Source organism: Kitasatospora sp. NPDC127116 (assembly GCF_042677365.1).
GTDB lineage: Bacteria > Actinomycetota > Actinomycetes > Streptomycetales > Streptomycetaceae > Kitasatospora > Kitasatospora lactacystinica.
On the sequence record NZ_JBHXTL010000094.1, the window covers coordinates 6558 to 33032 of the forward strand.

The 26475-nt window shown below is 74.7% G+C and carries 21 protein-coding genes; 9 read left to right on the forward strand and 12 right to left on the reverse strand.

Features of this window, described 5'->3' with window-relative positions; translation table 11 throughout:
* Nucleotides 1–68: 68 nt before the first annotated feature.
* Both ACFVHV_RS30430 and ACFVHV_RS30435 read right to left on the reverse strand, forming a co-directional pair.
* Nucleotides 69–275 carry a cold-shock protein gene (locus ACFVHV_RS30430; protein ID WP_030060364.1) on the reverse strand — a complete coding sequence of 69 codons (207 nt, stop codon included), beginning with the start codon at nucleotides 273–275 and terminating at the stop codon, nucleotides 69–71.
* A 314-nt stretch (nucleotides 276–589) separates the two neighbouring features.
* Nucleotides 590–2779, reverse strand: coding sequence for an MMPL family transporter (locus ACFVHV_RS30435; protein ID WP_380355245.1), 2190 nt, complete (start codon nucleotides 2777–2779; stop codon nucleotides 590–592).
* 572 nt (nucleotides 2780–3351) lie between these two features.
* On the opposite strand from ACFVHV_RS30435, the gene ACFVHV_RS30440 reads away from it, so the two are divergent.
* The 3 genes from ACFVHV_RS30440 to ACFVHV_RS30450 all read left to right on the forward strand — a co-directional run bounded on the left by ACFVHV_RS30440 (nucleotide 3352) and on the right by ACFVHV_RS30450 (nucleotide 7907).
* The gene (locus ACFVHV_RS30440; RefSeq protein WP_380355286.1) at nucleotides 3352–5586 is read left to right on the forward strand and encodes an MMPL family transporter; all 2235 of its coding nucleotides are present in this window, start codon (nucleotides 3352–3354) and stop codon (nucleotides 5584–5586) included.
* A 195-nt stretch (nucleotides 5587–5781) separates the two neighbouring features.
* Nucleotides 5782–6675: an aminoglycoside phosphotransferase family protein gene (locus ACFVHV_RS30445; RefSeq protein ID WP_359909662.1), complete on the forward strand. Its 894-nt coding sequence runs from the start codon at nucleotides 5782–5784 to the stop codon at nucleotides 6673–6675.
* Between the two features lie 173 nt (nucleotides 6676–6848).
* Nucleotides 6849–7907, forward strand: a complete 1059-nt coding sequence (locus tag ACFVHV_RS30450) for a polysaccharide deacetylase family protein (protein ID WP_380355248.1) — start codon at nucleotides 6849–6851, stop codon at nucleotides 7905–7907.
* 152 nt (nucleotides 7908–8059) lie between these two features.
* On the opposite strand, the gene ACFVHV_RS30455 is transcribed toward ACFVHV_RS30450, so the two are convergent.
* From ACFVHV_RS30455 to ACFVHV_RS30480, 6 genes are all read right to left on the reverse strand, one after another.
* Nucleotides 8060–8527, reverse strand: coding sequence for a GNAT family N-acetyltransferase (locus ACFVHV_RS30455; RefSeq protein ID WP_380355251.1), 468 nt, complete (start codon nucleotides 8525–8527; stop codon nucleotides 8060–8062).
* Nucleotides 8524–9225, reverse strand: a complete 702-nt coding sequence (locus tag ACFVHV_RS30460; protein WP_359909653.1) for an exonuclease domain-containing protein — start codon at nucleotides 9223–9225, stop codon at nucleotides 8524–8526. The genes ACFVHV_RS30455 and ACFVHV_RS30460 overlap by 4 nt, the downstream gene beginning before the upstream one ends.
* A gap of 342 nt (nucleotides 9226–9567) precedes the next feature.
* Complete coding sequence (locus tag ACFVHV_RS30465) at nucleotides 9568–11508, reverse strand: FtsX-like permease family protein (RefSeq protein ID WP_380355254.1); 1941 nt, start codon at nucleotides 11506–11508, stop codon at nucleotides 9568–9570.
* Nucleotides 11505–12254, reverse strand: a complete 750-nt coding sequence (locus tag ACFVHV_RS30470; RefSeq protein WP_359909647.1) for an ABC transporter ATP-binding protein — start codon at nucleotides 12252–12254, stop codon at nucleotides 11505–11507. The genes ACFVHV_RS30465 and ACFVHV_RS30470 overlap by 4 nt, the downstream gene beginning before the upstream one ends.
* Nucleotides 12255–12310: 56 nt before the next feature.
* A complete protein-coding gene (locus tag ACFVHV_RS30475; protein WP_359909644.1) occupies nucleotides 12311–12814 on the reverse strand; it encodes a GNAT family N-acetyltransferase in 504 nt (167 codons plus the stop codon).
* Between the two features lie 47 nt (nucleotides 12815–12861).
* Entirely contained in the window at nucleotides 12862–14052 is a 1191-nt protein-coding gene (locus ACFVHV_RS30480) for an SAV2148 family HEPN domain-containing protein (protein ID WP_359909683.1), read from the reverse strand.
* 490 nt (nucleotides 14053–14542) lie between these two features.
* Between ACFVHV_RS30480 and glgX the strand changes: the two genes are divergently transcribed.
* The 3 genes from glgX (at nucleotide 14543) to treZ (ending at nucleotide 21117) form a co-directional block, all read left to right on the forward strand.
* Nucleotides 14543–16666, forward strand: coding sequence for a glycogen debranching protein GlgX (gene glgX / locus ACFVHV_RS30485; RefSeq protein WP_359909641.1), 2124 nt, complete (start codon nucleotides 14543–14545; stop codon nucleotides 16664–16666).
* Between the two features lie 171 nt (nucleotides 16667–16837).
* Complete coding sequence (treY, locus tag ACFVHV_RS30490; protein WP_359909638.1) at nucleotides 16838–19345, forward strand: malto-oligosyltrehalose synthase; 2508 nt, start codon at nucleotides 16838–16840, stop codon at nucleotides 19343–19345.
* The gene (gene treZ, locus ACFVHV_RS30495; RefSeq protein WP_380355259.1) at nucleotides 19345–21117 is read left to right on the forward strand and encodes a malto-oligosyltrehalose trehalohydrolase; all 1773 of its coding nucleotides are present in this window, start codon (nucleotides 19345–19347) and stop codon (nucleotides 21115–21117) included. The genes treY and treZ overlap by 1 nt, the downstream gene beginning before the upstream one ends.
* A gap of 45 nt (nucleotides 21118–21162) precedes the next feature.
* Here treZ and ACFVHV_RS30500 read toward each other — a convergent pair whose 3' ends face one another.
* Nucleotides 21163–22056 (reverse strand): transketolase C-terminal domain-containing protein, encoded by an 894-nt coding sequence (locus ACFVHV_RS30500; RefSeq protein ID WP_359909632.1) that lies wholly within the window; start codon nucleotides 22054–22056, stop codon nucleotides 21163–21165.
* Nucleotides 22057–22142: 86 nt separating this feature from the next.
* A complete protein-coding gene (locus ACFVHV_RS30505) occupies nucleotides 22143–22874 on the reverse strand; it encodes a thiamine pyrophosphate-dependent enzyme (protein ID WP_380355262.1) in 732 nt (243 codons plus the stop codon).
* A 57-nt stretch (nucleotides 22875–22931) separates the two neighbouring features.
* On the opposite strand from ACFVHV_RS30505, the gene soxR reads away from it, so the two are divergent.
* On the forward strand, nucleotides 22932–23480 hold the full coding sequence (gene soxR, locus ACFVHV_RS30510; RefSeq protein WP_359909625.1) for a redox-sensitive transcriptional activator SoxR: 549 nt from the start codon (nucleotides 22932–22934) through the stop codon (nucleotides 23478–23480).
* Between the two features lie 43 nt (nucleotides 23481–23523).
* A complete protein-coding gene (locus ACFVHV_RS30515) occupies nucleotides 23524–24447 on the forward strand; it encodes an aminoglycoside phosphotransferase family protein (protein ID WP_359909622.1) in 924 nt (307 codons plus the stop codon).
* A 7-nt stretch (nucleotides 24448–24454) separates the two neighbouring features.
* Here ACFVHV_RS30515 and ACFVHV_RS30520 read toward each other — a convergent pair whose 3' ends face one another.
* Together ACFVHV_RS30520 and ACFVHV_RS30525 are read right to left on the reverse strand one after the other, a co-directional pair.
* Nucleotides 24455–24976 carry a GNAT family protein gene (locus ACFVHV_RS30520; RefSeq protein WP_359909619.1) on the reverse strand — a complete coding sequence of 174 codons (522 nt, stop codon included), beginning with the start codon at nucleotides 24974–24976 and terminating at the stop codon, nucleotides 24455–24457.
* Between the two features lie 35 nt (nucleotides 24977–25011).
* A complete protein-coding gene (locus ACFVHV_RS30525; RefSeq protein WP_380355267.1) occupies nucleotides 25012–25665 on the reverse strand; it encodes a formylglycine-generating enzyme family protein in 654 nt (217 codons plus the stop codon).
* A 173-nt stretch (nucleotides 25666–25838) separates the two neighbouring features.
* On the opposite strand from ACFVHV_RS30525, the gene ACFVHV_RS30530 reads away from it, so the two are divergent.
* Nucleotides 25839–26414: an XRE family transcriptional regulator gene (locus ACFVHV_RS30530; RefSeq protein WP_359909615.1), complete on the forward strand. Its 576-nt coding sequence runs from the start codon at nucleotides 25839–25841 to the stop codon at nucleotides 26412–26414.
* The last annotated feature ends 61 nt before the right edge of the window (nucleotides 26415–26475 follow it).

Here is a 26475-nt window from a genome sequence, read left to right on the forward strand (position 1 = left end):
GGGGGGGCCCGCACCGTGCGGTGCGGGCCCCCGCTTCGCGATGATCGCGAGTCAGCGTGGAGCTGACGTCAGCCGATGATCTGGATGTTCTCGGCCTGCGGGCCCTTCTGGCCCTGGGTGACGTCGAACTCGACCTTCTGGCCCTCGAACAGCTCACGGAAGCCCTGAGCCTGGATGTTCGAGTAGTGGGCGAACACGTCGGCGCCGCCACCATCCTGCTCGATGAAGCCGAAGCCCTTTTCGCTGTTGAACCACTTCACGGTGCCGGTAGCCATAACCGTCTCCTCTAACTGGGGCATCAGGGACCCACACCTCGTGGATCCCCAAGTAGCCGCGATCCCCATCCGGAGACTGAAACACCGGACAAAACAAATGCGCCTGTCGGTTGGAACCAGCAGGCGCACACCACGTTCATGGGAACCAAAACTGCAACTGCATCGACTGTAGCACGGTGGAACCGGGCGTGACCGGGGATTTTCCGCCTCGGAGATCACGTTTGGCGGCTCCGGCAAAGGGGCAGCGGCGCCCCGCCGAAGCGGGACGCCGCCTGTCCTCGCGGACCCGGTCGGACCAGGGCCGACCGGTCGGGTCAGTGCCGGCCGGCCGGCTCCGGCATGCCGTGCGTGCCGGGCAGCGGGGCCGGGCCCTCGCCGTGGCCGTGACCGTGGCCGGGGTCGGCGCCGTGGCCGGGCCACCAGGCCTTGTTGCCGATCAGCGCGGTGAGCGCCGGGGTGAAGAACATCGCCATCACGAAGGCGGCCAGGATGATGCCGAAGGCCATCGCGAAGCCGAACTCCAGCATGAAGATGTTGCCCGCGAGCATGAAGGTCGCGAAGGACGCGGCCAGGATGAAGCCGGCTGCCGCGACGGTCGGGCCGCCGTGGCGCAGCGCCTCGCGCGCGGCCTCACGCGGGTTGCGGCCCTCGCGGGCCTCCTCGCGGAGGCGGGCGATGATCAGGATGTTGTAGTCGGTGCCGATCGCCACCACGAAGAGGTAGATGAGGATCGGCAGCATGAACATCAGGCCGGTCTCGCCGCCGAGGTTCTGGAAGAGCAGCGTGGTGGCGCCGAGGGTGGCGGTGAAGCCCAGGCCGACCGAGGCCATCAGGTACCAGGGGGCGACGACGCTGCGCAGCTGCAGGCCGAGGATGAGCAGGATCAGCAGACCCGCGATCGGGAAGACCAACTTGTAGTCGTGGGTCATCGCGAGGTTGATGTCCTTGTAGATGGCGGTCAGGCCGCCGACCTTCGCCTCGGTCCCGGCCGGCACCTGGCCGTGCGCGGCCTCCCGGAGCCGGGTGAGGGTCGCGATCGCCTCGTTGCTGTCCGGCTTGTCCTTCAGCATGACGGTGAAGTCGGCCGTCGCGCCGTCCGCGCTGAGCTGGGGCTTCGGCGCGGCCTGGGCCACTCCGGAGACCTCGCCGAGCTTGGCGGCGTAGGAGTCGAACGCGCCCGGGTCGAGCTTGGCGCCGCTGGTGCTGGTGAGGAAGACGTGGGTCGGGTCGGCCGCACCGGCGGAGAAGCCGTGGATCATCTTGTCCTGAACGACCATCGACTCCTTCTCCTTGGGCATGGAGCTGCCCGCGAGGTCGAAGGTGCCGTTGTAGCCCAGGGCGCCGACGGACAGCGCCAGCAGCACGCCGCCGGAGGCGAGCGCGACCACCGCCGGGCGCTTCTGCATCATCCGGCCGAGCGCGGCGAAGCGCGCGTCGTTCGGCTCCCGCATCCACTTCTTGCCCGGCCAGAACACGGCACGGGCCGGGATGACCGCGAGCAGGGCCGGGGCCAGGGTGAGCGAGGCGAAGGCGGTGACCACGACGGCGATGGCCAGGGCGGGGCCGAGGGCCTTGAACATGCCCAGGCTGGAGAGGATCAGCACGGCGAAGGCGACGGTGACCGCGCCGGCGGCGGAGGCGATCGCCTCGCCGACCCGCCCGACCGCGTTGGCCACGGCCTCCTTGCGGTCGTCACCGGCCCGCAGCCGCTCGCGGTAGCGGAACGCCAGGAAGAGGAAGTAGTCGGTGCCGACGCCGAGCACGACGACGATCAGGATCGCCGAGAGTATCGGGGTGCTTTCGAGGCCGAAGGCCTTGGTGGCGTAGTTGATCAGGCCGTTGGAGGTCGGCATGGCGACCACGAGCGAGACCAGGAGCGGCAGCAGGCCGGCCAGGATGCTGCGGAAGATGATCCCGACGATGATCGCGACCAGGACGATCGTCGCCAGTCCGATGAGGGCGTCGGCCGAGCCGGAGGCGTCCTGCTGGTCCAGCGACTGGGCGGCGGCGCCACCGAGCTGGAACTTGACGTCGGTGCCCGCGCTGAGTGCCTTGCCCTCCTCGCGGAGGTGCTTGGCGACGTCGCCGAACGCCTTGGGGTCCTGCTGCTTGGTCTTGTCGATGGCTATCGGCGCGAGCGCGTACTTGCCGTCCTTGGACGTGGTCTGCTCGCCGACCGGGATGATCTTCTCGACCGCCTCGATCTTCTTGTCCGTGAGGCCCTGGACGATCTTGGCCATCGCGGCCTTGTCGCCCTCGTTCAGCGCACCGCCGTCGTTGCGCTCGAAGAGTGCCAGCGCGGACGGCGTGAAGCTGGCCGGGAACGCCTGTTCCTGGAGCGCGGCGGCCTGGATCGACTCGTAGTGCTTGGGGAGGAACGACGCCTCGTCCGTCTGCGCGGTGATCTTCGGCGCCGTCGCGACGATGGCGACCATCGCGACGATCCATGCGGCGATCACCCACCACGCACGGCGAACGACGAATTGTCCAAGTCGGTGGAACATGCTCGTGATGCCTCCTGGGCATGGTTCACCGCAGCCCTTGGGGGACGGGACGCTGGGCGACGGCAGGACCGGCTCGGGGAATGCCCGGCGGGCACTCCCTTGCCGGTCGGCAGGTAAGTGAATCTGGGGCATCATCCTACGAGCACTTGCTTGCCGCCCGGCAAGGAGCCCCCGTGTGCTTCAACCCCCGTAGGCCGCCCCGAAGCGGCCCCGCCCCAGTTTCCCCCGCCCGCAGCCCTGTAGACCTCGTGCTCCGGGTGGAGTCTTCTCCCCCTCAGGGTGGAGGCGCATCCCCTACCCCCCAGGAGGAGATCTCGGGGTCCGGGGGTAGGGAAAACCCCACCCCGGACCCGAGGAGAACACCAGGAGAGGGCCACCCGCCAGCCGGATTACCCGTCAACCCCCGCTTCCCTACTGTCGATCGGGACGCCGGACAGCAGCCGGCGCACCGCGACCGGCGGCTCCCCCGACCCAGGGCCGCCGCCGCTCCCGTCCGGCGACCACCGCCGCTCTCCCAGGGGGGAAGACCCACCGTGAAGCCCGTGAAGTCCAGACTCGGCCCGGCGGCCGCCATGGGCGCCTGGAGCGCCCGGCACCGCAAGACCGCCGTGTTCGGCTGGCTGCTCTTCGTCGTCCTGGCCGCCGCGCTCGGCACCGCGCACGGCAGCACCAAGGTGACCGAGGCCGAGTCGATCCCCGGACAGGTCTCCCGGGCCGCGCGGATCCTCGACGAGGCCGGGCTGCAGAGCCCGGCGGGCGAGACCGTCCTGGTCCAGAGCACCACCCGCAACGCCGACGACCCGGAGTTCCGCGCCGCCGTCGGCCAGGTGGTCGCCGCGGTGAACGGCACCGGAAAGGCCGCCGAGGTCCGCTCGCCGTACGACACCCGGGCGGTCTCCGCGGACGGCCACTCCGCGCTCGTGACGCTGACGCTCAAGGGCGACCGCGAGCAGGCGCCGGACCACGTCCAGCCGGTGCTGGACGCGGTGGCCGGCGTGCAGCGGCAGCACCCCGACCTCACCGTGGTCCAGCTCGGCGACGCCAGCTCCGACAAGTGGATGCAGGACCAGCTCACGAACGACTTCGCCCGCGCCGAGTGGACGGCCGTGCCGCTCGCCCTCGGCATCCTGCTGATCGCCTTCGGCGCGCTGGTCGCCGCCGTGCTGCCGGTGGTGCTCGCGCTCACCGCCTTCGTCGCCGCCGCCGGGCTGGTCGCCCTCAGCAGCGGGTTCCTGCACACCAGCGGCGACGCCTCCTCGGTGATGCTGCTGGTCGGCCTCGCCGTCGGCGTCGACTACTGCCTCTTCTACCTGCGCCGCGAGCGCGAGGAGCGGGCCGCCGGACGCGACGCCGCCACCGCGCTGGCCGTGGCCGCCGCCACCAGCGGCCGGACCGTACTGGTCTCCGGCGTCACCGTGGTGGTCGCCATGGCCGGCATGTTCCTCACCGGGATCGCCACCTTCAAGGCGATGGCCTTCGCCACCATCGTGGTCGTGATCACCGCCGTGCTCGGCTCGCTCACCGTGCTGCCCGCACTGCTGTCGATGCTCGGCGACCGGGTCGAGAAGGGCCGGGTGCCGTTCCTCGCCAGGCCGCGCCGCCCGGCCGCCGGGGACCGGAGCGGCGGACGGTTCTGGAACGCGGTGCTGACCCCGGTGCTGCGCCACCCGCTGGCCGCCACCGTCCTCGCCGGCGCCTTCCTGCTGGCCGTGGCCGCACCGCTGCTCACCATGCACACCGCCAAGCTGACCTTCCAGCAGCAGCTGCCCGCGGGCAACGCCCTGGTCGCCGCCTCGCAGAAGATCGAGGCCGCCTTCCCGGGCAGCCCCGCCCCCGCCACCGTGGTGATCAGGGCCGCCGACATCGACTCCCCCGCGATGACCGCCGCGATCGCCGAGCTCAGGGCCAGGGCGCTGGCCGGCGGACGGATGCACGGCCCGGTGGAGGTCACGGTGCACCCCGACAAGAACGTGGCCACCGTCGACATCCCGCTCAACGGCACCGGCAACGACGCCACCAGCAACGAAGCCCTGCGGAGCCTGCGCGAGGACCTGGTGCCCGCCACCGTGCTCGCGGTGCCCGGCACCGAGGCCCCGGTCACCGGCCAGACCGCCGCCTCGTACGACTTCAACCGGAAGATGACCGGCTCGATGCCGCTGGTCCTCGGCTTCGTGGTGGTCCTCGCCTTCCTGCTGATGCTCACCTCGTTCCGCTCCCCGGTCGTCGCCCTCACCGCCGTGGTGCTCAACCTGCTCTCGGTGGGCGCCGCGTACGGGGTGCTGACGCTGGTGTTCCAGCACGGCATGGGCGCCTCGCTGCTGGGCACCGCCGGGGTCGGCGCGGTGGAGTCCTGGGTGCCGCTGTTCCTCTTCGTGATCCTCTTCGGACTCTCGATGGACTACCACGTCTTCGTGGTCTCCCGGATCAAGGAGGGCCACGACCGCGGCCTGCCGACCCGGGACGCGATCGCCCACGGCATCCGCTCCACGGCCGGGGTGGTCACCAGCGCCGCGGTGATCATGGTGGCGGTGTTCTCGGTCTTCGGCTCGCTGTCCATGCAGGTGATGAAGCAGATGGGCGTGGGCCTGGCGGTCGCGGTGCTGATCGACGCCACGGTGATCCGCGCGGTGCTGCTGCCCTCGGTGATGACCCTGCTCGGCGAGCGCAACTGGTACCTGCCGCGCTGGCTGAACTGGCTGCCGGACCTCTCGCACGGCGAGTCCGTCCCGCCGCCCGGCACCGACCCGGCCCCGCACGGGCCGCCGGCCGCCCCGGCGCAGGGGGCGCGCCACCGGGCCGAGGTCTGAGCCTCCCCCGGCACCCCCGGCAACCTCGGAGCCCCGGCGTCCCGACCCCTCCGAGAACCCCTCCGAGACCCGTCGGAGCCCCCTCCGACCCGCCCGACGCCGGGCTCCGCAGCGCGCGGGGCCCGGCGTCCTTGCGTCATGATGATCACCGTCCGGGGTTCCCCGGATGAACGTCGGCGGAACGGAAACCCAGTCATGATCCCCTTCGACGAGGGCCGCGCCCGGCTGCTGCTCGCCCGGGCCTGCGAGTCGGCCGGGCTGGCCGCCCCCGACGGGGCCACGCTGCTCGCGCTCGGCGAGAACGCCGTCTTCGACCTCGGCGACCCGGCCGTGGTCGCCAAGGTCGGCCGCGGCCCCGAGCTGTACGACCGCGCCCACCGCGAACTGGCCCTGGCCCACTGGCTGGCCGGCCAGGACGTCCCGGTGGTCCGCCCGTACGACGCGGTGGCGCCCGAGCCGCAGCTGGCCGACGGCCACCCGGTCACCTTCTGGCACCGGCTCGCGCCCGCCGTCCGGCCCGCCCGCCCGGTCGACCTCGCCCCGCTGCTGCACGCCCTGCACCAGCTGCCGCTGCCGCCCTTCACCCTCGGCCGGCGCGACCTGCTGGCCCCGGTCGAGCGCTGGCTGGCCTCCGCCGAGGGCCACGTCGACCCGGTGGACGTCGCCTTCCTGCGCCACCGCCGGGACGCCTTCGCGGCCGCCCTGCCCGACCTCGTCCCGCAGCTGCACCCCGGGGTGATCCACGGCGACGCGCTGCCGCGCAACCTCCACATCGGCCCGGACGGGCCGGTGCTGCTCGACCTGGAGTTCATGGCGAACGACCTGCGCGAGCACGACCTGGTGGTCCTCGCCCTCAGCCAGGACCGCTACGGCGTGCCCGTCGAGGAGTACCGCGCGTTCACCGGGGCGTACGGCTGGGACGTGCGCGAGTGGCCCGGCTTCACGGTGCTGCGCGGCGCCCGGGAGACCGCCAGCGCCTCCTGGGTGGCGCAGCAGGCGGCCAGCAACCCGGCCGCGCTGAAGGAGTTCCGGCGCCGGGTCGACTCGCTGCGGGACGGGGCCACCGAGGTGCGCTGGTACCCCTTCTGACGGCCCTCCCCGTTACCCGTGGAGCGGCGGGGCCGCCAGCGGGGCGAGTGTGAGAAGACTCTTACGGCGGGTCGGTCCGGTCCGCAACCGCGGAACGTACGATCGGCGTCCTGTCGGACAGTCGTCCTGACCCGAGAGATCGGCACCGCACTCGCACCTCAGGAGCCGCCGCCATGCACCGGACCGCCCGCCGCCCCTCCGCCCCGACCCGACCGTCCCGATCCAGGCGCCGGCTGCTCGCGGGCTGCGTCGCGGTGGCCGCCGCCCTGGGGCTGGCCGCGTGCGGGACCGCCAGCGGGGCGCTCCGGCCGCCGAGCGCGGCGGCGCCGTCCGGGACGCAGTCGCCGGCCGCCACCGAACCGGGCGGGACGGCGGCGGCCACCGTCGCACCGGCGCCCGGAGCGGACGCCGTGCCACCGGGCGCGGGCTCCCCGGCCGCCACCGAACCGGCCGCCCCCGCACCGGCGGTGCCGGCGAAGCCGAGGCCGACCGCGGCCACGGGCTCCCCCGTCTCCACCGTGCCGACCGCTCCCACCACGCCCATCACATCCACCGCTCCGGCCACCCAGGCCCCACCGGCCACCTCGCCCGCCGCGCCGTCCTCGACCGCCGCACCGTCCTCGCACACCGGCGCGGGCACCGTGATCGGCTCCACCGCCTCCGGCGGCCGCACCGTGGCGCTCACCTTCGACGACGGCCCCGGCCCGGCCACCGGCCAGATCCTCGACCTGCTGGCCCAGTACCACGTCAAGGCCACCTTCTGCCAGATCGGCCAGAACGCCGCCGCCAACCCCGCCATGGTCAAGCGCGTCCTGGCCGCCGGGCACCGGCTCTGCGACCACAGCGTCCACCACCCGCAGCCGTTCGCCAAGCTCCCGCACGACAAGGCCGTGGCCGAGATCACCGACGCCCGGAACATGATCGTCCAGGCCGGCGGCCCCGGCACCGGGGTCGGCTGGTTCCGCGCCCCGGGCGGCGGCTTCAACGCCGACAACGAGCACATCACCGCGAGCCTCGGGATGTCCTCCCTCGGCTGGTCCGTCGACCCGCGCGACTGGGCGCGTCCGGGCACGCCGGCCATCGTCTCGGCCGTGCAGAAGCAGCTCAGGCCCGGCGGCGTGATCCTGATGCACGACGGCGGCGGCGACCGCAGCCAGACCGTGGCCGCGCTCAAGCAGCTGCTGCCCTGGCTGGTCGCCCAGGGCTACACCTTCGACTTCCCGGCCGCGTAGGGCCAGGGCCGTCGGGGCCTCGGCTCCGGCCGGAGCGCTCCGGAGTTTCCCCCGGTTCTCCCCCGCGTCCCCGGTTCCCGTACCGCGGCCGGCTCCCGTACCCCGGACGGTTCCCGCACGGACGGCTCCCGCACCGCGGCCGTCCGGGCGCGTCAGGGCACGCGCAGCCGGTAGACCTGCCGGGAGCCGCCCTCCGGACCCGGGGCGGCGGCCTCGGCCGGGGTGAAACCCAGCCGCTCGTAGAAGACCCGGGCGCCGCTCGCCACCGCGCCCGGGTGGTCCGGGCCGAAGGTCACCACCTCGACGGTGGCCGGGCCCCGGACATGACGGCGCAGCACGTCCTCGACCAGCTCCCGGCCGACACCGGTGCCCCGGGCGCGCCCGGCCACCACCAGCCAGTGCAGGTGGTACGGCCCCGGGCCCGCGGCGCCGAACAGCAGGCCGCCGAGCAGCCCCTCGCCGTCCTCGGCGACGGTCGCCAGGCCCCCGTCGATGCTGCCGCGCACCGCGCGGTGGAACCCCGGCTCGGCGACCATCGGGCCGAACCAGTGCTCGACCTCGGCGGCGAGGGCGAGGAAGCCGGGCAGGTCCGCGGGGCGCGCGGGCCGCACGGCCGTCACCGGGCGGGCCAGCGCGGGTCGACCACCGCCTGCGGGTCCTTGCCGCGGCGCAGCCAGGCCTGGAGGCCCTCGGCCCACTGCCGGTACCAGTCGATCTGCCGGCGGTGCAGTTCGGCGGGCTCCAGCGCCCCCACCTCGGCCGGGTAGCGCCCGGCCAGCGCGACGGCGACCCGGACGGCGGCGAGCGCGTCGCTGCCCGCCTCGTGGGCGTCCGTCAGCTCCACCCCGTACAGCTCGCAGACCCGCTGCAGGGTGCGCGAGCCCTTGCGGTACTTGTCCACGGCCCGGTCGATCACCAGAGCGTCCAGCACCGGCCCGACCGGCCCGCCCAGGCGCTCGGCGAGCGTCGCCAGCCCGTGCCGGCGCAGCTCGGCGTCGAGCAGCGACAGGTCGAACGGCGCGTTGAACGCCACCACCGGCCGCCCGGCGGCGATCCGCTCGCACAGCGCGGCGGCTATCTCCTCCACCGCCTCCTTCGCGGGCCTGCCCTTGCTCCGCGCCACCTCGTCGCCGATCCCGTGGATCGCCGCCGCCTCGGCGGGTATCGGCACCCCGGGGTCGAGCAGCCAGTGCGCGGCGCCCACCCGGGCGGCCCCGACGGTGTCCACGAGTGCGGCCGTGACGATGCGGTCCACGGCCGGGTCGGTGCCCGTGGTCTCCAGGTCGAAGCCGACCAGTGGCTGCTGCCACCAGCTCATCAGGTGTGTCCTTCCGTCCTGCCTCTCGAAACAGCCCCTATCATCACCCGGCCCACCGACAACCCGGCCCGCGGGGAGCCCGGTCACGGGCCCGCCCGGGCCCCGGGCGCGGACGAAGGGGCCGCCCCCGAGCGGTGCCCCGGTCCTGCCCGTGCCCCCTCCTCGGCCCGATGCCGCACCGTTCGCGGCCGGCGCGAAGAGCGCCGGGACGGGCGTCCGGCGGTGACGTCGAGCCGCCCGGCGCGGCCGTGCCGAACCCGTGGGAGTGCTGAGAGCCCGTCATGCCGCCCGCCCCGGTCGCGGGGTGCGACCGGGGCGGCCGGGGTGAGCCAGCGGGGTGGGCTAGCGGGGCGGGGTGGCGAGGGCGAGCCGGCTGGGGAGGACGCTGGAGGCGACGGCGAGCAGCAGGCACAGGGCCGTGCCGGCGCCGAGCGGTGCCCAGGGCAGTCGCAGGGCGACGGTGGCCCGGCCGGCCAGGATGCGGTGGTTGAGCAGGGCGGTGGTGCCGTACTGGGTGAGCGCGGTGACGGCGAGGGCGAGCAGGGCGGCGGTGGCGACGACCAGGACGGCCTCCAGCGCGACCATCCACGTGACCTGGCGGCGCACCGTCCCGGCCAGCCGCAGTACGCCGAAGTCGCGCCGGCGGTCGGCGGTGCTCATCACCATGGTGTTGACGATCGCGATCAGCGCGTAGAGCAGGGCGGGCCCGAGGATCGTGGTGGTGGCGATCCAGGCGTAGTGGGCGCCGGGGTCGGGCCCGGGGTGGTGGGCGTCGGTGAGGGTGCCGCCGAGCCGGTCGGCCGGTTCGGCGTCGAGGTGGACGGCGGCGGGGCGGGCGCCGGCCAGGTGGCCGGCGACGGCGTCGCCGCTGAGCAGGATCTCGTCCAGGCCGAGCTGGGTGCGGTAGACGAGGGCGAGCCGCAGGCTGGTGACGGTGCCGTCGGCGAGGCGCAGGTTGACCTGGTCGCCGAGTTTCCAGCCGTGGCCGCGGACCTGGTCGGTGGAGGCGGCGAGGGTGGCGCCGCGCAGGTCGGCGGCGCTGCCGTCGACGGCGGGCAGTGTCCAGGCGGTGGCGAGGTCGCCGTCGACGACGGTGGCGGCGGAGGGCGCGCTCGCGGGCGAGTCCTCGCCGTGGTCGTCGAAGGCGGGGGCGGCGGCGCCGAGGCCGGTGACCACGGTGGCGGTGGTGGCGGTGGCGTGCAGTCCGGGGCGGGCGGCGGTGAGCCGGTGGGCGGCGTCGGCGGGCAGTGGGGCGCCGCCGGGGCGCAGCACGTACGCGGCGGCGGCGAGGGCCCGGTTCTGGGCGGTCATGGCGTCGGCGAAGGCGGCGGTGGAGCCGACCACGGTGCCGGTGAGCGCGATGGCGAGGAAGGCCGGGGTGGCGGTGGAGACGGTGCGGCGCACGGCGGTGAGGGCGTTCTGCCGGGCGAGCAGCGGGGCGGCGGCGACGGCCCGGGCGAGCGGGACGCTGAGCAGTCGCAGCAGCGGCGGTACGACGGCCGGTGCGAACAGGGCGAGCGCGGTGACGGCGAGCAGGTCGGCGCCGAGCACCCACTGGGAGGCGAGTTGCGGGTCGTCGGGCTGGTCGCCGGGGGCGGGGGCCATGGTGGGCGCGGCCAGGTAGTAGCCGACGGTGCCGGCCAGGGCGGTGAGGCCGAGCAGCGCGCAGGTCCAGCGCAGCGGGGTCATGGCCGCGCGGTCGGCGGCGGCGTCGCCGAGCGCCTCGACGGCGCGCACCCGGCCGGCCCGCAGGGCGGCGGTGACGGCGCCGAGCAGGGCGACGAGGAGGCCGACGGCGGCGGCGAGCAGCATCGGCCCGGCGGCGGGGTGCGCGGTGAATCCGTCGGGGGCGGCGCCGCGAGCGACCAGCCAGGCGGCGAGCGCGGGTGCGCCGGGCAGCGAGAGCAGGCAGCCGCTGACGGCGGCGGCGAGGGCGACGACGGCGGCCTCGCCGGTGATCAGCCAGACGATCTGCCGGGGCGTGGCGCCGACGGCGCGCAGCATCGCGATCTCCTGGCGGCGCTGGGCGACGGCGAAGGCGAAGGTCCCGGCGACGACGAAGACGGCGACGAAGGCGGCCATCGCGGCGGTGAACTGGAGCACCTTGTGCAGGGAGGGCGCGCCGAGCGGGGAGTCGTCGCCGGCGGTGTCGTGGAGCAGGCTGCCGGTGGTGGCGACGAGCAGGACGCCGAGGGTGAGGGCGACGTAGGAGCCGGCGAAGGCGGACTTGCGCCGCCGCAGGCTCGCGGTGGCGACCGGCAGCAGGGTGGTGATCGAGGTCATGCCGCCGTCTCCAGGGCGGTCATCCGCTCGGCGACGTGCTGGGCGGTGGGGTGGGGCAGGTCGTCGACGATCCGGCCGTCGGCGAGGAAGAGCACGCGGTCGGCGTAGGCGGCGGCGACCGGGTCGTGGGTGACCATGACGGTGCTCTGGCCCTCCTGGTCGACGAGGTCGCGCAGCAGGGCGAGGACGTCGCGGCTGCTGGCGGAGTCGAGGGCGCCGGTCGGTTCGTCAGCGAACAGCATGCGCGGCCGGGTGATCAGCGCGCGGGCGATCGCGACGCGCTGCTGCTGGCCGCCGGATAGCTGGGAGGGCAGGTGTCCGGCGCGCTCGCCGAGGCCGACCTGGGCGAGTGCCCGGCGGACCTGCGCGGGGTCGGGGCGGCGGCCGGCCAGCCGCAGCGGCAGGCCGACGTTCTGTTCGGCGGTGAGCGAGCCGACCAGGTTGAAGGCCTGGAAGACGAAGCCGATCCGCTGGCGGCGCAGCACGGTGAGCTCGGTCTCGCCCAGCGCGCCGAGGTCGGCCCCGTCCAGGGTGACCCGGCCGCTGTCGGGCCGGTCGAGGCCGGCGCAGCACTGCAGCAGGGTGCTCTTGCCGGAGCCGGAGGGGCCCATGACGGCGGTGAAGCCGCCGCGGGCGAACTCGACGTCCACCCCCCTGAGCGCCCGTACGGCCTCCGGGCCGGTTCCGTAGGTGCGGTGTACGTCGTCGAGGCGCAGGACGGCCCCGTTCTCCCCCGTGATCTTCACAGCAGCCACACCTACCACGGGGGCCACGGCCCCGACCAGGCGGTTTGGGGGAATCGTTATGCCGTCAGCCGCCGTGCTCCGGCGCGGACTTCGGCGCGGACCTCGGCCCCGCCGACGGGGCGGTACAGGAAGACGTCGACCGGATCCTCGTGGACGACGGTGAAGCCGTGGCGTTCGTACAGCCGCTGGGCGGCGCTGCCGCGGAGGACGATGAGGCGGAACGGTTCTCCGGCGGCGTCGGCCTCGGCGAGGAGGTGGCGCAGCACGGCGGTGCCCAGGCCCCGCCCCTGGAGGTGCGGGGCCAGGTAGAACAGCTCCAGGTGGCGTCCGCCCCGCTCGTCGGGGCGGACGGTGACGCAGCCGGCGAAGGCCCGGTCCACCAGGAGTACGGAGGTGTACCTGGTCGAGAAGGACGCCCTCACCCGCTCCCGGGAGCGGGCCGGGTCCCAGCGGCCGAGGCGTTCCAGGTCGGCGCGCATGACCTGGGCCTTGAGGTCCGTGACGGGTTCGAGGTCCTCGGGCGCGGCGGGGCGCAGGCTCCAGTCGGGGGCGTTGTTCACGGCCCGCAGTCTGGCAGCCGCGCCGCCGCTCCGACCAGCCGTTTTCGTCAGGACACCGGCCGGGAGTCGGCCCAGACGCCCTCGAACTCCTCGCGGTAGACCTCCAGCAGTCCCGCCTCGGTGCCGCCGGGCTGCTGGCCGGCGCCGCCGCGCAGCACCAGGGCCGGGGACTCCATGCCGCGGGCGCGGCGCAGGTAGGGCTGGATGACGCCGAGGTCGCGGCCCTGCCGGCGGCCGCCCGCCTGGCCGGCCGTGCGGGGGCCCTCGACCAGGTAGGCGGTGAAGCGCGGGGTTTCGTCGAAGACCCGGATCTCGAAGCCTCCCTGGTCCCGCAGCCGGGCCCGCACCCGCCGCACGTGCATGATGTTCATCTCGATGGAGCGCGACAACTCGCTTCGGCCGAGGCCGAGTTCGCGTTCGCGGCGGCGCACCGCGCTGCTCGCCGGGTTGAGGAAGAGCAGCCGCACCCGGCAGCCTTCGCCGGCCAGGCGCACCAGGCGCTTGCCGGTGTAGTTCTGGCAGAGCATGCCGAGGCCGATGCCGAGGGCGTCGAGGCGCCGGGCGCCGTCCAGCAGGTCCTCGACGGGGAGGTCGCGCTGGAGCCGGACCCGGTCGGCGTGCACGGCGACGACGTCCGCGTACCGGCCGGCCACCAGGGACTCGACCACGTCGGCGGGCACCCCGCCGGCGCCCCCGTCCAGCACGGCCAGCAGCCGGGCGGCGGCCCGCTCGGTCTGGGCCAGCACGGTCTGGGTGAGCACCCGGTTGCGGGAGACCACGTGCCGGGCCACCTCCAGCTCGTCGAGCGCCAGCTCGATCTCGCGCCGGTCGGCCAGGTACGGCTCGAAGCAGGGCCAGTGCTGCACCATCAGTTCGCGCAGCTGGGGCAGGGTGAGGAAGACCAGCGGGTCGTCGTCGGCCGGGTCGAGGAGGTAGCCCTTGCGGCGGCTGACCTCGCGCACGGCCCCGGCCCGGTGCGCCCACTCCTCGCCGGCCGGCCCGGCGGCGGCGGTGACCCAGTCCTCGCCGTGGGCGGGGGCGTAGATCGGGTGCAGCACCTCGTCGACCAGGGCGCGCAGCCGCTGTTCGACCAGGTTGAGCCAGACGTAGGCGCGGCCGGACAGCCGGACCCGCTGGTAGGCGTCCTCCCATTCGCCGGCCGACCAGGCCAGTGCGGGTATCTCGACCGGGCCGCCCTGGGCGGGCACCAGGGCCCGGCCGGTCAGGGTGGGACGCATGACCACCGTGGGCGCCTCGCTGCGGGTCGCGCCCCGGTCGGGGCCGCCGGGCCCGGAACCACGGCCGCCGGCGGGGAACACCATGCGCCACCTCATCTGGTTGCTGCGGCCGGCCCCCGCGGGCGCGGGGACCGTCGAAAGCCTGTCGGCCCGCCCCGGGCGGCCGGACGATCAAGGGTACTGCCCGCCGCGAGCCGATCGCAGCCGGTTGCCCGGGGCCCCTCCCGCACCACCGGAGCACTCTTCACACGAATGCTCGACGGGCGCTCGTTCGGCCCAACCCGGGCCGGATGTCCCGGCCCCCGGGGAGGGGCTCGGGGAGTATGCCCTGTGCCGCGCGTCACGGCGGCTGTGCCGTGCGTCACGGCGCACGGTCACGCACATGCCCGGCCGCCCGGCCGGGAAGAGAGCGTCCGGGCCCCGGCAGGCGGCCGGTCCCGTTGTCGGAGCACACGTCAGTTTCCGTCGGCAGCAAGGAAGTTGAGAAGTCATGCAGGTCTGGCCCGGTACGCCCTACCCGCTCGGCGCCACCTACGACGGGGCCGGCACCAACTTCGCCGTGTTCTCCGAGAGCGCCGACCGGATCGAGCTGTGCCTGATCGCCGAGGACGGCTCCGAGACGGCCGTCGAGCTGCGCGAGACGGACGCCTTCGTCCGGCACGCCTACCTCCCGGGCGTCCAGCCCGGCCAGCGGTACGGCTTCCGCGTGCACGGCCCGTACAACCCGGGCCTGGGCCAGCGGCACAACAGCGCCAAGCTGCTGCTGGACCCGTACGCCAAAGCGATGAGCGGGCACATCGACTGGGACGAGTCGGTCTACGGCTACCACTTCGGCGCCCCCGAGCGCCGCAACGACCTGGACTCCGCCCCGCACACCATGCACTCGGTGGTGATCAACCCGTACTTCGACTGGGGCACCGACCGGCCGCCGCGCACCGACTACCACCGCACCGTCATCTACGAGGCCCACGTCAAGGGCCTGACCCGGCTGCACCCGGGCATCCCCGAGGAGATCCGCGGGACGTACGCGGGCCTGGCCCACCCGGCGGTGATCGAGCACCTGGCCAAGCTCGGCGTCACCGCGATCGAGCTGATGCCGGTGCACCAGTTCGTCCGCGACCACCGGCTGCGGGACCTCGGCCTCGCCAACTACTGGGGCTACAACACCGTCGGCTTCTTCGCCCCGCACTCCTCCTACTCCTCCACCGGCGACCGCGGCCAGCAGGTGCAGGAGTTCAAGTCCATGGTCAAGGCGCTGCACGCGGCCGGGATCGAGGTGATCCTGGACGTCGTCTACAACCACACCGCCGAGGGCAACCACCTGGGGCCGACGCTGTCGCTGCGCGGCCTGGACAACGTCTCCTACTACCGCCTCGCCCGCGACCAGCGCTTCTACGAGGACACCACCGGCACCGGCAACAGCCTGCTGATGCGCAGCCCGCACGTGCTCCAGCTGATCATGGACTCGCTGCGCTACTGGGTCACCGAGATGCACGTGGACGGCTTCCGCTTCGACCTCGCCGCCACCCTCGCCCGGCAGTTCCACGAGGTGGACCGGCTGTCCTCCTTCTTCGACCTGGTCCAGCAGGACCCGGTGGTCTCCCAGGCCAAGCTGATCGCCGAACCCTGGGACCTCGGCGAGGGCGGCTACCAGGTGGGCAACTTCCCCCCGCTGTGGACGGAGTGGAACGGCATGTACCGGGACACCGTGCGGGACCTGTGGCGCGGCGAGAACGCCACCCTCGCCGAGTTCGGCTCCCGGCTCACCGGCTCCGCCGACCTCTACCAGGACGACGGCCGCCGCCCGATCGCCTCGATCAACTTCGTGACCTGCCACGACGGTTTCACCCTGCGCGACCTGGTCTCGTACAACGAGAAGCACAACGACGCCAACGGCGAGGACAACCGGGACGGCGAGTCCTTCAACCGCTCCTGGAACTGCGGCACCGAGGGCCCCGCCGCCGACCCGGCCGTCGAGGAGCTGCGGGAGCGCCAGCAGCGCAACTTCATCGCCACCCTGATGCTCTCCCAGGGCGTGCCGATGCTCTCGCACGGCGACGAGCTCTGCCGCACCCAGCTGGGCAACAACAACGCCTACTGCCAGGACAACGAACTCACCTGGGTGCACTGGCCCGAGGGCGACGGGCCGCAGGCGCGGCTGCTGGAGTTCACCCAGGGGATGATCTGGCTGCGCCGCGACCACCCGGTGTTCCGGAGGCGGCGGTTCTTCCACGGGCGGCCGGTGTCCGCCTCCGGCGGCTTCGACGACCTCACCGACATCGCCTGGTTCACCCCGACCGGGGAGGAGATGACCAAGCGCAACTGGGGCACCAGCTACGCCAAGTCGCTGACCGTCTTCCTCAACGGCTACGCGATCTCCGAACCGGACCGGCGCGGCGGCCGGATCGTCGACGACTCCTTCCTGCTGATGTTCAACGCCCACTCCGAACCGCTGGAGTTCACCGTGCCCGCCGACCACGGGCAGGAGTGGCAGGTCGTGGTCGACACCGCCCGGCCCCGGCTGCCCGCCCCCGGCACCGGCGCCCGGGTCAAGGCCGGGGACGCCCTCTGGCTCACCGACCGCTCGCTGATGGTGCTGCAGCGGCCCGCCTAGGTGCTCCGGTCCGTGCGGGCCTTGACCCGGGCGCCCGTGCCGGCGGTGCCGCGGCGCCCCGCCTGGCCGGTCGCCGGACGCGGCGCGGGCCCTTCGGACGGCCGGGGGCGGTCACCTGTTCGGGCCAGCAGCGGGTCTTGGCGGCGGCCTCCCCCGGGTACCTATGGAGCTATGACCCCCGCCGCCGAGCCCGCGCAGCCCCGCCCGGCCGCCACCGTCCCCTCGTCGTCGTACCGCCTCCAGCTCCAGCCCGGCTTCACCCTCCGCGACGCCACCGGCGCCGTCCCCTACCTGGCCGCCCTCGGCGTCTCCCACCTGCACCTGTCCCCGCTGCTGGAGGCCGTCCCCGGCTCCACCCACGGCTACGACACCGTCGACCACACCCGGATCAGCGAGCAGCTCGGCGGCGAGCCGGCGCTGCGCGAACTGGCCGCCGCCGCGCACCGCCACGGCCTGCGGCTGATCGCCGACGTGGTGCCCAACCACATGGCCGTGCCCGCCCCCGAACGGCTCAACCGGCCGCTGTGGCAGGTGCTGCGCGACGGTCCCGACTCGCCGTACGCGCGCTGGTTCGACATCGACTGGACCGCCCAGGCCGGCCCCGCCGACGCCCCCGGGCGCGGCCGGGTGCTGCTGCCGCTGCTCGGCGACCGGCTCGGCGCCGTCCTGGACCAGCTCACCGTGGACGCCGTGGGGGCGCCTCCCGGCCGCCCGGCGGGGGGCGTGCTGCGCTACCACGAGCACGAGCTGCCGCTGCGCCCCGGCACCGAGGAGCTGCCGCTGCCCGAGCTGCTCGGCCGCCAGTGGTACCGGCTCGCCTGGTGGCGCCTGGCCCGCACCGAGCTCAACTACCGGCGCTTCTTCACCGTCAACGAGCTGATCGCCCTGCGGGCCGAGGACCCGGAGGTGTTCGCCGCCACCCACGCCGTCCTGCTCGGACTGCACGCGGACGGCGTCCTGGACGGCTTCCGGATCGACCACCCGGACGGGCTCGCCGACCCGCGCGGCTACCTGCGGCGCCTGGCAGCGGCCACCGGCGGGGAGCCGGGCACCACCGGCGGGCAGGCGGGGGGCGCGGCCGGGGCGTACGTCGTGGTCGAGAAGATCCTCACCGGCGAGGAGCGGCTGCCCGAGGACTGGCCGGTGGCCGGCACCACCGGCTACGACGCGCTGCGCCGGATCGACGGCGTGCTCACCGACCACGCGGGCGCCTGCCGGCTGGCCGGGGCGTACGAGTCCTTCCGGCACGGCGGCCCGGTCCGGGACGTCTGCGCGGACCCGCACCCCGCCGTCGCCGAGGCCCGCCGCGGGCGGGCCGACATGGCCGGGCCGGACGGCGAACTCGCCGCCGAGGTCGACCGGCTGGTACGGATCGCGCTGCGGATCGGCGCCGCCGAGCCCGCGCACGCCGACCACTCGCCGGGGCAGCTGCGGGCCGCGCTCGGCCGGCTGCTCACCGGCTACCCGGCGTACCGGCCGTACGCCCGGCCCGGCGAGGCGGTCCCGGCCGCCTCGGCGCAGCAGCTGCGGGCCGCCCTGGAGGGCTCCGCCGACCCGACCGACCGGCTGGTGGCCGCGCTCGCGCTCGGCGAGCTGGGCCGGGGCGCCGACAAGGACGAGTTCTGCACCCGCTTCGCCCAGACCGCCGCCGCGGTGGCCGCCAAGGGCGTCGAGGACACCGCCTTCTACCGCTGGAACGCCCTGCCCGGCCTCAACGAGGTCGGCGGCGAGCCCGCCCGGCCCGGACTGCGTCCCGCGGACTTCCACGACTGGTGCCGCTACCTGGAGCGCGCCTGGCCGCACAGCATGACGGTGCTGTCCACCCACGACACCAAGCGCAGCGCCGACGCCCGGGCCCGGCTCGCCGTGCTCGCCGAGCGGCCGGACGCCTGGGCCGCCGAGGCCGCCGCCTGGTCCACCGCCGCCGGACCCGGCTTCGACCCGGACGCCGACTGGCTGCTGTGGCACACCCTGGTCGCCGCCTGGCCGATCGACCCGGACCGGCTGGTCGCCGCCCTGCTCAAGTCCGCCCGCGAGGCCAAGCTCCACACCTCCTGGACCACCCCCGACCCCCGCTACGAGCGGGCCCTGGAGCAGCGCGCCCGCGCGGTCCACGCCAACCCCGGGCTGCTCCCCCGGATCGAGGGCGCCGTCCACGCCCTCGCCCCGTACGCCCGCGCCAACACCCTGGCCGCCGCGCTGCTGCACCTCACCGTGCCGGGCGTGCCGGACCTCTACCAGGGCAGCGAGGAGCCGCTGTACACCCTGGTCGACCCGGACAACCGGGGCGTGGTGGACTTCGGCGCGCTCGCCGTGCGGCTCACCGACGCGGCCGCGCCGCGCCCCGGCGACCTCGCCCGGGAGAAGCTGCACCTCACCGCCACCGCGCTGCACCTGCGCCGCACCCGCCCGCTCGGCCCGTACCGGCCGCTGCACGCCGCGGGCCCCGCCGGTGACCACCTGCTGGCCTTCGCCCGGGGCGGGGACGTGGTCACCGCCGTCACCCGGCTGCCGTACGGGCTGGAGCGGGCCGGCGGCTGGCGCGACACCGTGCTGGAGCTGCCGGCCGGCGGGCCCTGGACGGACGAGCTGACCGGGCGCGGCCTCCCGGCGGGCACGGTGCCGGTGGCGGAGCTGCTGGCGGCCCTGCCGGTGGCCCTGCTGACGAGGAGGGACTGATGCCGCGCTACGAGGTGTGGGCGCCCAACGCCGCCTCCCGCGTGCGGGTCGACGTCAACGGCTTCGGCTACGACCTGGCCCGCTGCCCGGACCGGGACGGCTGGTGGTCCGGCGAGGCCCCGGCGGGCGACTACGCCTTCCGGCTGGACGACGGCCCGCCGCTGCCCGACCCGCGCTCGGCCCGGCAGCCGCACGGCCCGGAGGGGCCCAGCCGCGCGGTGGACCACGCCGCGTTCCGCTGGTCGCGGCCCGGCCGGCGCGGCCGGGCGCTGCCCGGCGCGGTGCTGTACGAGCTGCACGTGGGCACCTTCACCGCCCGCGGCACCTTCGACGCCGCCGCCGAACGCCTGGACCACCTGGTCGAGTTGGGCGTGGACTTCGTCGAGCTGATGCCGGTCTGCCCGTTCCCCGGCCGGCACGGCTGGGGCTACGACGGGGTCTCGCTCTGGGCCGTCCACGAGCCCTACGGCGGGCCCGAGGGGCTCAAGCGCTTCGTGGACGCCGCCCACCGCAAGGGCCTCGGGGTGGTGCTCGACGTGGTGCACAACCACCTCGGCCCGTCCGGCAACCACCTTCCCGCGTACGGCCCGTACTTCACCGACCGGCACCACACCCCGTGGGGCTCGGCGGTCAACCTGGACGCGCCCGGCTCGGACGAGGTGCGCGCCTACCTGATCGGCAGCGCGCTGGCCTGGCTGCGCGACTACCGCATCGACGGGCTGCGGCTGGACGCCGTGCACGCCCTCGCGGACGACCGGGCCGTCCACTTCCTGGAGGAACTCTCCGCCGAGGTGGGGAGGTTGGCGGTCGCCACCAACCGGCCGCTGTTCCTGATCGCCGAGTCCGACCTCAACACCCCGGCCACCACCGCCCCGCCCGAGGCGGGCGGACAGGGCCTCACCGCGCAGTGGAGCGACGACTTCCACCACGCCCTGCACTGCGCGCTCACCGGCGAATCCCAGGGCTACTACGGGGACTTCGCGCACGCGCCGCTCGCCGCCCTCGCCAAGACGCTCACCCGGGGGTTCTTCCACGACGGCACCTGGTCCTCGTTCCGCGGCCGCCGGCACGGACGCCCGTTCACCCCGCCCGGCAACGGCCACCGGCTGCTCGGCTACCTCCAGACCCACGACCAGGTCGGCAACCGGGCGCTGGGGGACCGCGTCTCCACCAGCCTCTCGCCCGGCCGGCTCGCCTGCGGCGCGGCGCTGGTGCTCACCTCACCGTTCACCCCGATGCTCTTCATGGGCGAGGAGTGGGGCGCCGCCACCCCCTGGCAGTACTTCACCGACCACACCGACCCGGACCTCGCCGAGGCCGTCCGGCAGGGCCGGCGCCGGGAGTTCACCGGGCACGGCTGGGCCGCCGAGGCCGTCCCAGACCCCCAGGAGCCGGCCACCGTACTGCGCTCGGTCCTCGACTGGACCGAGCTCCGGCGCGCCCCCCACGCCGAACTGCTCACGTGGTACCGGACGTTGATCCGGCTGCGGCGCGAGCACCCGGAGCTGTCCGACCCCGACCTCGGCGCGGTGCGCGCGGACTTCGACGAGGCGGCGGGCCGGCTGGTGGTGCACCGGGGGCCGTACCGGATCGCCGTCAACCTCGGGCCGGACGGGGCCGCGCTGCCGCTCGGGGCCACCGGGCGCGAGGTGGTGGCGGCCTTCGGGGCGGCGGAGCTGGAGGGGACGGCGGTGCGGCTGGCGGCGGACGCGGTGGCGGTCGTCGCCGTGCGGCCCGGCCGGACGCCCGCCGGCACGACGGGCCCACCGTAGCGGCCGGGCCCACCGGAGCGGCCGGGCTCACCGTAGCGGCCGGGCTCACCGGAGGAAGGTGCCGATCCGCTCCCGGAGCGCCGGGGCGTCCAGGCCGTAGGCGGCCAGGTGCTCCGCGATCGAGCCGTAGTGCCGGTGCTCCTCGCGCGGCACCCCCAGGCCCAGCACCCGGTGCGGGCGGTCGGCGAGCGCCGCGTGCGCCTCGTTCGCGGAGGTGCCCGCCAGGTACGGCTCGACCAGCACCACGTCCGCCCGGTCGCCGAGCGCCGCGCGCAGCCCGGCGGCGTCGAAGGGGCGCACCGTCGCCGCGTACAGCACGGCGACGTCCAGGCCCTCGGTGGCCGCGAGCACCGCGTCCAGCATCGGCCCGACGGCGAGCACGGCTCCGCGCGAGCCGGACCGGACGGTGGTGAAGCGGCCCGGCTCGACCGGCACCGCGGCCGCGTTCCGGTGCTCCGAGAGCCGGACGTACACATTGCGGTCGCCGTCCGCGTAGGCGTGGCGCAGCAGTTGCTCGGCCTCGTCCGGGTGGCCGGGGACGTGGACCGTCCAGTCCGGCAGGGTGTCCAGCAGGGCGACGTCGCCCGGGGACATGTGGGTGCGGCCGCCGGCCGGCCAGTCGTACGAGCCCGCCGCGCTCACCAGCACGGCGCCGACGCCCTGGTGGACGAGGTCCAGCTTGACCTGTTCGAAGGGCCGCTCGATCAGGAAGCTGGCGAAGGTGTGGGCGATCGGACGCATCCCGGTGAGCGCCAGGCCGCCCGTCGCGCCGATCAGCAGCTGCTCGCGGATGCCGACGTTGACCACCCGGTCGGGGTGGCGCCGCTGTGCCGGGGCGAAGGCGGCGGCGGTGATGTCGGCGAGCACCACGGCCAGCCGGGGGTCCTCGTCCAGCAGGCGGGTGGTCACGTCCACGAAGCGCTCGCGCATGGTGTCCATCGGTGAAGTTCCTCTCGGGGGCTCGGTCTTGGCCTGATCGGTCTCGGCCTGATCGGTCTTGGCGGGGCGGGGCCGCCGCCGGGTGCTCAGTGCTGCTCCTTGGGCTCGACCCGGGCGACCACCACGTGCGGGCGGCCCGGGTGCTCCGCGGTGTACGCGCGGTGCAGCGCCTCGTGGTCGCGCCCGTCCACCGTGGCGGTCGACCAGCCCTCGGCCGCGAAGCGCTGGGCGATGCCGCCCTGCCAGCCGTGCGTGGCCGAGGAGTTGTCGATCACCACCACGTGCAGCCGCTCCAGCCCGTAGGCCCCGGCGAAGGCCACCGCCTCGGCGTTGGAGCCCTCGTCGAACTCCGCGTCGCCGACCAGCACCCACACCGCCGGGTCGGTCAGGCCCTGGGCCCGCAGCCCGAGCGCGGTGCCGACGGCCAGCGGCAGGCCGTGTCCGAGCGAGCCGGAGGCGATCTCGACGCCCGCGAGCAGGGTGCGGTCCGGGTGGTGGCCGAGCGGCGAGTCGTAGCCGCCGAAGCTCGGCAGCACGGCCGGGTCGAGGAAGCCCTTGGCCGCCAGTACGGCGTAGTACGCCATCGGGCCGTGGCCCTTGGAGAGCAGGAAGCGGTCGCGGTCCTGGGCCTTGGCGGTCTCCGGGGTCACCCGCAGCACCCGGTCGTACAGCACCCAGAGCGCGTCCAGGGTGGAGGTGGCGGCCGGGCCGTGCTTCTCGGCGCCGGTCATCAGCGCCATCAGGGCGGGCAGGTCCTCGAATCGGGTGCCGGTCGCGTTCGTGGCGGTCGCGTTCGTGGCGGTCGCGTTCGTCGTCATGACCACGATGCTGCACCTTAAAGCCGACTTGAGGTCAAGCGGCTACAGTGGGTTCCCATGACCGCCCACTCCGACGGCCGCCGGGCCCCCGGCCCGCACCACGGCGACCTGCTCACCATCGGCCAACTCGCCCGCCGCAGTGGCCTCGCCGCCTCCGCGCTGCGCTACTACGAGAGCCTCGACCTGATCCAGGCCACCCGCACCTCCGGCGGCCAGCGCCGCTACACCCGCGGCACGCTGCGCCGGATCGCCTTCATCCGCGCCGCCCAGCGGGTGGGCCTGTCCCTGGACGAGGCGAAGGTCGCCCTCGACCGCCTCCCCGAGCGCCCGGCCCCCAGCGGCACCGAGTGGGACCGGGTCGCCGCGTCCTGGCAGAGCCGGATCGACGAGCAGATCGCCGAACTCCAACGGCTCAAGGCCAAGCTCACCGGCTGCATCGGCTGCGGCTGCCTGTCCCTCTCCCGCTGCGCCCTCTACAACGCCGCCGACCGCGCCGGCGAGGCCGGCCCCGGCGCCCGCTACCTGCTCACCCGCGACCCGGACGGCGGGCCCGAACCGGTCCCGTCGGGCATGGAGACCTGCGGCACCCGCCCGGAGGGGCACTGAAAACCCTTTGCGCCGGGGCCGTTCGCCCGCCTACGGTACGCCGGTGCTGCCCTTGGTGCTGACGGACGAGGAGTGGGACGCGGTCGTCCCCGACGAGACGGTGATGCGCCCCGGCGCCGAGGCGCTCTGCGCCCGGCTGGGCGTCGGGGGCCTGCCCCTGGAGCGCTTCCCGGAGGGCTCCGTACCGGTCTACGCGGTCGGCGACGCGCTGGTGCTCAAGCTGTTCCCGGCCGCCGCCGCCCGGGACGGCATCGTCGAGGAGCGCGTGCTCACCCGCCTGGACGGCGCGCTGCCGATCCCCACCCCGACCGTCCACGAGGCCGGCGAGTACGTCAACGGCTGGCGCCACGTCCTGATGTCCCGTCTGCCCGGCGAGGGCCTCGCCCCGGCCTGGCCGCGCATCCCGCCGCCCGACCGCGAGCGGATCGCCCGCCGCTGCGGCGAGGCGCTCGCCGCCCTGCACGCCCTCGACCCCGAGCCGCTCGCCGACGTCCTCGGCCCCGGCGACTGGCCGGCCTTCCTGGCCCGCCGGGCCGCGGGCGCGGTGGCCCGCCAGCGCGAACGCGGGCTGGCGCGGGAGTGGCTGGAGCAGATCCCGGACTTCCTCGCCGCCGCCCCGCTCCCCGCCGCCCCCGGGCGCTCGCTGCTGCACACCGAGTTCATGCGCGAGCACCTGCTCACCGACCCGGCCGACGGCTGGCGCCTCACCGGCCTGATCGACTTCGAGCCCGCGATGATCGGCGACCCGGCCTACGACCTGGTCGCCGTCGGACTCTTCACCACCCGGGCCGACCCGCACCTGCTCGGCCACCTGCTGAACGCCTACGGCCGCCGCTTCGAGCCCAGGCTGCTGATGGCGTGCACCCTGCTCCACGTGTACAGCAACCTGCCGTGGTACCTGCGGGAGTTGAAGCCCTCGGCACGGACGCTGGACGCCCTCGCCGAGGAGTGGTTCGGGATCGCCTAGGCACGCCCTACGGACGCGGGTCGGTGCGCAGCAGGCTGTACCGGACGACATCGCGCCACGCGCCGGCCCGGAAGGTCACCGCGCGCTGCACGCCCTCCCGGGTGAAGCCGAGCTTCTCCAGGACGCGCTGCTCGGCCAGGTTGCCCGCCTCGGTGTCCGCCTCCAGCCGCATCACCGGGGAGTGCGCGAACAGGTGGTCCACCAGCAGCCGTTGGGCCCGGGTGCCGATGCCGCGCCCGCGCACGTGCGGCAGCAGCTGCACGCCGATGCTCCAGTACGGGGCGGACGGCCGCACCCCGCTGCGGTTGGCGGCGACGAAACCGCCGAACCTGCCCCCGACCTCGACCGCGAGCATCCACTGCCCCTCCTCCAGCAGCCCGCTCTCCAGCCACCGGCGGCGGTACCGCTGCGGATCGCGCCAGCCGTACCACTGGAACTCCCCCAGCATCTCCGGGTCGTTCACCAGTCCCTCGACCACGGGGAGGTCGGCCTCGGCTATCGGGCGCAGGGACACTGATTCTTCACTCATGCAGGCGCCAACGCCCGAGCGGACGCGACGGTTCCTCAACCGAGCGGCGGCCGGGGACCGGTGCGCGGCAGGCTGTGGATCGAGCGGGCGAGCCGGAATCCCACGTCGTCGATCCGCAGCGTCGGGTGGCTCCGGCGGCGGACGGAGGCGCGGCAGCTCCAGTGCTCGTCGAACCAGCCGCCGCCGCGCAGGACGCGGTACTCGCCGTACACCTCGGGGTCGTACCGGTCCCAGCACCACTCCCAGACGTTGCCGAGCAGGTCGTACAGCCCGTGGGCGTTCGGGCGCAGCCCGCCCACCTCGTGCGGGCGCTCGCCCGAGTTGCCGCGGTACCAGGCGATGTCGTCCAGCGGGCCGTAGCGCGGGCCGTCCGTGCCGGCGCGGCAGGCGTGTTCCCATTCGGCCTCGGTGGGCAGCCGGTAGCCGTCGGCGGCGCGGTCCCAGGAGACGTCCTCGCCGTCCACCTCGTAGGCGGGTGCGAGGCCTTCGCGCCGGGACAGCTCGTTGCAGTGGCGGACGGCGTCCAGCCAGGAGACGCTGTGCGCGGGGCGGCGGTCGCCGGTCGCGCCCTCGTACTGCTCGCGGGTCACCGGACAGGCCGTCAGCCGGAACGGGGCGACGTCGACGGCCCAACTGCGCCGGGTGCGACGGTCGGAGAGGGTGACCCGGCCGGACGGTACGGTGATCATCCGGCGATCCTAGGGCGTTTCTGCGGGTCCGGTCGGACGGGCCGCAGGAACGCCCCGGCCCCCGGCCCGGCCGGCCACCGGGCACCGACCGGCACCGACCGGCACCGCAACCGCGCTTCCCCGCACGCCGGACCGATAATGGACCGGACGATTCCGTGGGTGAGAGGTGGCGCATGGCCGGCAGGTTGCGGGTGCTGAGGAAGCAGAACCGGCTCAGCCTGGAGGCACTCGCCGAGCAGGTCGGCGTCACCAAGAGCTACCTCTCCAAGGTCGAGCGCGGCATCAGCGACCCGTCGATCTCGACAGCGCTCAAGCTGGCCCACGCCCTCAAGGTCGACGTCGGCCGGCTCTTCTCGGACGAGGTGGAGCCCGAGCTCGTCACCGTCGTCCGGGCCGGTGAGCGCACTCCGGTGGGCACCGGGGCGGGCTCCGGCGTCTCCCGTTACGAGGGCATCGCGACCGGGCTCAGCGGCAAGCGGATGGTGCCGTTCATGATGTACCCGCCGACCGAACCGGCGGACCCGCCGTTCAAGTCGCACACGGGCGAGGAGTTCTTCTTCGTCCACGCGGGCACCGCCGTGCTGGAGTTCCCCGAGCGGAGCGTCGAACTCGGCCCCGGGGACAGCGTGTACTTCAACTCGGCGCTGCCCCACCGCTGCCGGAGCACCGGGCCGGAGCCGGCCGAGATCCTCGTGGTCATCCACGACGACCCGGACGGCCCCTCGGACCGGGTTCCCACGCTGCCCTGACGGGCCCGGCGGGCCCGGGGCCGCCCTGAAGCCGTCCCTAGCCCGGCTTCAGGGCGGCCCC

Bases quoted from the DNA above. Each gene is read 5' to 3' on its own strand.
- ACFVHV_RS30430 (WP_030060364.1), bottom strand. From the start codon at position 275: ATGGCTACCGGCACCGTGAAGTGGTTCAACAGCGAAAAGGGCTTCGGC.
- ACFVHV_RS30435 (WP_380355245.1), bottom strand. From the start codon at position 2,779: ATGTTCCACCGACTTGGACAATTCGTCGTTCGCCGTGCGTGGTGGGTG.
- ACFVHV_RS30440 (WP_380355286.1), top strand. From the start codon at position 3,352: ATGGGCGCCTGGAGCGCCCGGCACCGCAAGACCGCCGTGTTCGGCTGG.
- ACFVHV_RS30445 (WP_359909662.1), top strand. From the start codon at position 5,782: ATGATCCCCTTCGACGAGGGCCGCGCCCGGCTGCTGCTCGCCCGGGCC.
- ACFVHV_RS30450 (WP_380355248.1), top strand. From the start codon at position 6,849: ATGCACCGGACCGCCCGCCGCCCCTCCGCCCCGACCCGACCGTCCCGA.
- ACFVHV_RS30460 (WP_359909653.1), bottom strand. From the start codon at position 9,225: ATGAGCTGGTGGCAGCAGCCACTGGTCGGCTTCGACCTGGAGACCACG.
- ACFVHV_RS30465 (WP_380355254.1), bottom strand. From the start codon at position 11,508: ATGACCTCGATCACCACCCTGCTGCCGGTCGCCACCGCGAGCCTGCGG.
- ACFVHV_RS30480 (WP_359909683.1), bottom strand. From the start codon at position 14,052: ATGCGTCCCACCCTGACCGGCCGGGCCCTGGTGCCCGCCCAGGGCGGC.
- glgX (WP_359909641.1), top strand. From the start codon at position 14,543: ATGCAGGTCTGGCCCGGTACGCCCTACCCGCTCGGCGCCACCTACGAC.
- treY (WP_359909638.1), top strand. From the start codon at position 16,838: ATGACCCCCGCCGCCGAGCCCGCGCAGCCCCGCCCGGCCGCCACCGTC.
- treZ (WP_380355259.1), top strand. From the start codon at position 19,345: ATGCCGCGCTACGAGGTGTGGGCGCCCAACGCCGCCTCCCGCGTGCGG.
- ACFVHV_RS30500 (WP_359909632.1), bottom strand. From the start codon at position 22,056: ATGGACACCATGCGCGAGCGCTTCGTGGACGTGACCACCCGCCTGCTG.
- ACFVHV_RS30505 (WP_380355262.1), bottom strand. From the start codon at position 22,874: ATGACGACGAACGCGACCGCCACGAACGCGACCGCCACGAACGCGACC.
- soxR (WP_359909625.1), top strand. From the start codon at position 22,932: ATGACCGCCCACTCCGACGGCCGCCGGGCCCCCGGCCCGCACCACGGC.
- ACFVHV_RS30520 (WP_359909619.1), bottom strand. From the start codon at position 24,976: ATGAGTGAAGAATCAGTGTCCCTGCGCCCGATAGCCGAGGCCGACCTC.
- ACFVHV_RS30525 (WP_380355267.1), bottom strand. From the start codon at position 25,665: ATGATCACCGTACCGTCCGGCCGGGTCACCCTCTCCGACCGTCGCACC.
- ACFVHV_RS30530 (WP_359909615.1), top strand. From the start codon at position 25,839: ATGGCCGGCAGGTTGCGGGTGCTGAGGAAGCAGAACCGGCTCAGCCTG.